The sequence below is a fragment of the Methanococcoides seepicolus genome (assembly GCF_023684405.1).
Lineage (GTDB): Archaea > Halobacteriota > Methanosarcinia > Methanosarcinales > Methanosarcinaceae > Methanococcoides > Methanococcoides seepicolus.
Map to the genome: position 1 here is coordinate 1 of NZ_JAGSOI010000109.1, position 3,933 is coordinate 3,933.

Annotated in this window: 4 protein-coding genes and 1 pseudogene; 4 read left to right on the forward strand and 1 reads right to left on the reverse strand. The window is 41.8% G+C overall.

Annotation, left to right across the window (positions count from 1 at the left end; all coding sequences use genetic code 11):
• The 3 genes from KDK67_RS13685 to KDK67_RS13695 all read left to right on the forward strand — a co-directional run.
• On the forward strand, window positions 1–1,432 hold a 1,432-nt coding region (locus KDK67_RS13685), incomplete at its 5' end, for a COG1361 family protein (RefSeq protein ID WP_476738633.1).
• An 80-nt stretch (window positions 1,433–1,512) separates the two neighbouring features.
• Entirely contained in the window at window positions 1,513–2,190 is a 678-nt protein-coding gene (locus KDK67_RS13690) for a hypothetical protein (RefSeq protein WP_250869413.1), read from the forward strand.
• Between the two features lie 282 nt (window positions 2,191–2,472).
• Window positions 2,473–2,868 (forward strand): RNA-guided endonuclease InsQ/TnpB family protein, encoded by a 396-nt coding sequence (locus KDK67_RS13695; RefSeq protein ID WP_250869414.1) that lies wholly within the window; start codon window positions 2,473–2,475, stop codon window positions 2,866–2,868.
• A 205-nt stretch (window positions 2,869–3,073) separates the two neighbouring features.
• Here the strand turns inward: KDK67_RS13695 and KDK67_RS13700 are convergent.
• Window positions 3,074–3,214, reverse strand: a pseudogene (locus KDK67_RS13700) (IS5/IS1182 family transposase); the annotation flags it as partial.
• Between the two features lie 436 nt (window positions 3,215–3,650).
• On the opposite strand from KDK67_RS13700, the gene KDK67_RS13705 reads away from it, so the two are divergent.
• Window positions 3,651–3,933 (forward strand): hypothetical protein (locus tag KDK67_RS13705; protein WP_250869415.1); only part of this gene is annotated, 283 nt, incomplete at its 3' end.

Genomic DNA, 3,933 nt, shown 5'->3' on the forward strand with positions numbered 1-3,933 from the left:
CAACGCAGCACCAGGTGTCGCACAGTTTACCTATGATGTCACAATTCCTGGAAGCGCAGCACCGGGAACGTACACATTTGATGGAGAGTTCGACCTGTCAACAGAAGCACCAGGCATGGCACCAATTGACTGTGAAACACAGATGGATATCGTTGCAGCAGCACCAGGTGGAGAACCAAATGTCTGCAGAGACCTTCCAGTAAGTGCCAACCCAGGTGACACCATAACTGTGAAACTGGACATTACACTTGATGGCGCGAACAAGACCGTCATCGAAGATAATGTACCTGCAGGATGGGTCGTAAGCAATCCATCTGGTAGTGGATCTGTCGTTGATGCAAATACAGTAAGCTGGATTGACGCCAACGCAGCACCAGGTGTCGCACAGTTTACCTATGATGTCACAATTCCTGGAAGCGCAGCACCGGGAACGTACACATTTGATGGAGAGTTCGACCTGTCAACAGAAGCACCAGGCATGGCACCAATTGACTGTGAAACACAGATGGATATCGTTGCAGCAGCACCAGGTGGAGAACCAAATGTCTGCAGAGACCTTCCAGTAAGTGCCAACCCAGGTGACACCATAACTGTGAAACTGGACATTACACTTGATGGCGCGAACAAGACCGTCATCGAAGATAATGTACCTGCAGGATGGGTCGTAAGCAACCCATCTAATGGTGGATCTGTCGTTGATGCAAATACAGTAAGCTGGATTGACGCCAACGCAGCACCAGGTGTCGCACAGTTTACCTATGATGTCACAATTCCTGGAAGTGCAGCACCGGGAACGTACACATTTGATGGAGAGTTCGACCTGTCAACAGAAGCACCAGGTATGGCACCAATTGACTGTGAAACACAGATGGATGTAGTGGAAGTACCAGAATGTCCAGTAACAGAATATGATCCTATTGTGATCGAGCCTTGCTGGAACTTCATTTCAGTGCCATTCGCACTGAACAACAGCAGTGTTGAATTTGTCCTTGCGGACATCAACTACGCTAATGTGTTGTACTGGAACACTTCAGGCGGTATCTGGGAAATACCTACCGACTTCGAGCCACTGAAAGCATACTGGATCGAGAGCAATGAAAGCTTTGATCAGATGATCTCAAGCGAAGTTCTTGAACCACTTACACCAGCTGTGCCACCTACCATGACAGTGTATCCTGGATGGAATGCTATCGGTTATACCAATTCCATGGCTATCCTGCCAGCTGAACTGATGCTTGGTTCGATAGACGAATCATACATGGTTGTCATAGGTCCTTATGACTCAGCAACCGGTACCTATGAGCAGATAGGACACAATGGTGAAACTGGAGTGATCTCTGGTATCCATGTAGGAACAGACATCTTCGATATGGGCCCATACGAGGGATTCTGGGTATATGTAACCCAGGAAGACACCCTTACAGGGTTCTAATGGAGGTATGAGACCGAAAGTCGAAAAATATGGGTGAGTTTTTAACTCCCCTCTTTTATTTTATATTTAAGGTTGATTATGTGATCCATAAAAGGAGCTTTACAAAATACACAATTATCTTACAGATATTCCTATTATTATTTGCAATAGCAACGATCCCTGTAAGTACTGCTTCTGAAGCTAGTCCATCACTTCCTTTAATTGTAGGAGGAGAAGTTACTATTGATGGAGAAGTAGCACCTGTGGGAACTGAAATTACGGTCAAACTTGGAGAACATGTAGTCGGTACAACTACCGTAGGCTCCGCAGGGGTATATGGCGATTCGCCTACTAACAGGTTGTTAATAACCAGTGATCCCGATGATTACGAAAATCTTAAGTTCTATGTGAATGGTGTCGAAACAGACCTTGTTGACTCCACTACCCTCAAAAATGCAGTTCCGGGAGCCACAGTATCTACAACCATTGCATCATCAGCCCCTGTCGTAAGCGAAAAATCAGCTGAAGACGAGTCACCTAGTGTACCCTCAAGTTTTAGTTCACCTTCATTTGATGACTCTGGAATCCAGGATAGCCCAGATGAGGTAAATGAATTTGAGAGCATTGCTTTAGCAGGAGATGGAGCTGAAATTGAAACTACAAACGACAATGTACCATCATCAGAAGCAGAGTCCTCTGCACTTGTTACTGGTCTATTCGGTTTGATACTGGTTTCATTGGTAGGCGCAATTATCATTGTTAAGCGCAAAAATAAATGAAAATTTCATTTGAAAAAGAAAAGTAAAACAAATAAAGCTCCATAAAGTAAGGACGATGATAGCGATTTTCTAAATCATGCTACATCTTCCAAAAACCCGATATATGTGATCTATGGAAATCCAACAAATACAGATATTTACCTTGCCAATTATAACCTTACAGTTGATTTTACTTTTATTTCTTGTATTATCAGACACATGAAGTAGTGAGGGAACTAATTGTTGTTTTGCCTTTTTCTACAGGTAGAGTAGATAGTTCAAATCGTTTATTTTAACCATAAGTTGAGCAGGGCTCTTGTCAACAGGTTTGACAAGATAGTGTTCGAGGATTTGAGTATCAAGAACATGGTTAAAAATCATCACTTTGCAAAATCAATACATGATGTTGCATGGGGTCAACTGATCCAGATGGCAAAAAGCAAAGCGGAAGAAGCTGGCAAGTATGTCGAATTGGTTAACCCATACAACACGTCACAAAAATGCAGCAGCTGTGGAAACATCGTCAAAAAGAGTTTAGCTGTCAGGGTTCACAGATGTCAAGAGTGTGGACTTGAGCTTGACAGAGATGTTAATGCTGCAATCAATATTCTCGATCTATGCACCGTAGGGACTACGGATAGAGCCTGTGGAGTTACGGACGTTGGTCTGGGCTTTGAAGCAGGAAGCCACCCATTTTAATGGGTGGGTAGTTCACTGGAATGTTAATATGGTCGATAAGAGGTTATAGTGTATTTTTTCCATATTCAGTAAATTTTAATTCACATCTAGTAGTAAGAGACTTTCTTTTACAATTAGAAATTCATGCGGAGGGAATTTCATCACATATACATGTGTCGTTTGATATCGTTTATATGAGTTTGAACTGAAATTAACGAAATACCGAATTTGGTCTGGCACCTAACGTTTTGCTGTTATACATTTCTGCTATGATCGAACTAAATGTTCTTCAATCTATAAGAGATTCGATCTCAACTAGCTTGTTACCGAGATTTTCAAGACGCTTGTACTCTTCTTTAAAGCAAAATTACTTAAGGGTCTACTAATAGCTTATTCCAATATTGTATAAATTGTGCACTTTTTGTGGGGTTTTATCGAAAATTTCTTTAACAAACAAAGATGCTGCACCACATCCATCCAATTGTAATTGGAACCATCATCCATGAAATTTTTTAACCCTTACCAGTGGTACTTACCATGAGTACTTACCTACCGTCCTAATTTTGCGTTCTTAGAAGTTCATATCCTACGTAGCACAACTTAGTAATGTAGTGGTACGGGTATGGTGCAGTTTGGCTATCGTAATTTGGTACGTTGCGAGAGTGTTTACTGTATTTGATATATTTGCCTCCTTATTGGAGGATCAAAAAGACATTTCACCAGGACATACAAAATGTCCAGGTAAACTGCATCCATTTTGACCGCTCTGAATGAAACGAAATCTCAAGTTGGAGGTAAAAGGAATGCAAATTAGAACAATTCTTATTGTTGCAATGTTATGCCTTGCTATGTCTGGTATGGCAGTTGCACCAGGTACAGTCCCTGTAGACGAAGACTGTTGCTGGGCAGAGCCATGTGGCACCCCAGTTGAACAATGTGACAAAGAAACTACTTTTGTACTTTATGAATCAAATGCCACGATTGTAAAGACAATCCACGGCTATGTATATGTTGACATGGAACCAGACGACGTAAATGGTGCTAATGAAACTATAATTACAGCAGGTGATATTCGTCTTTCTGAAT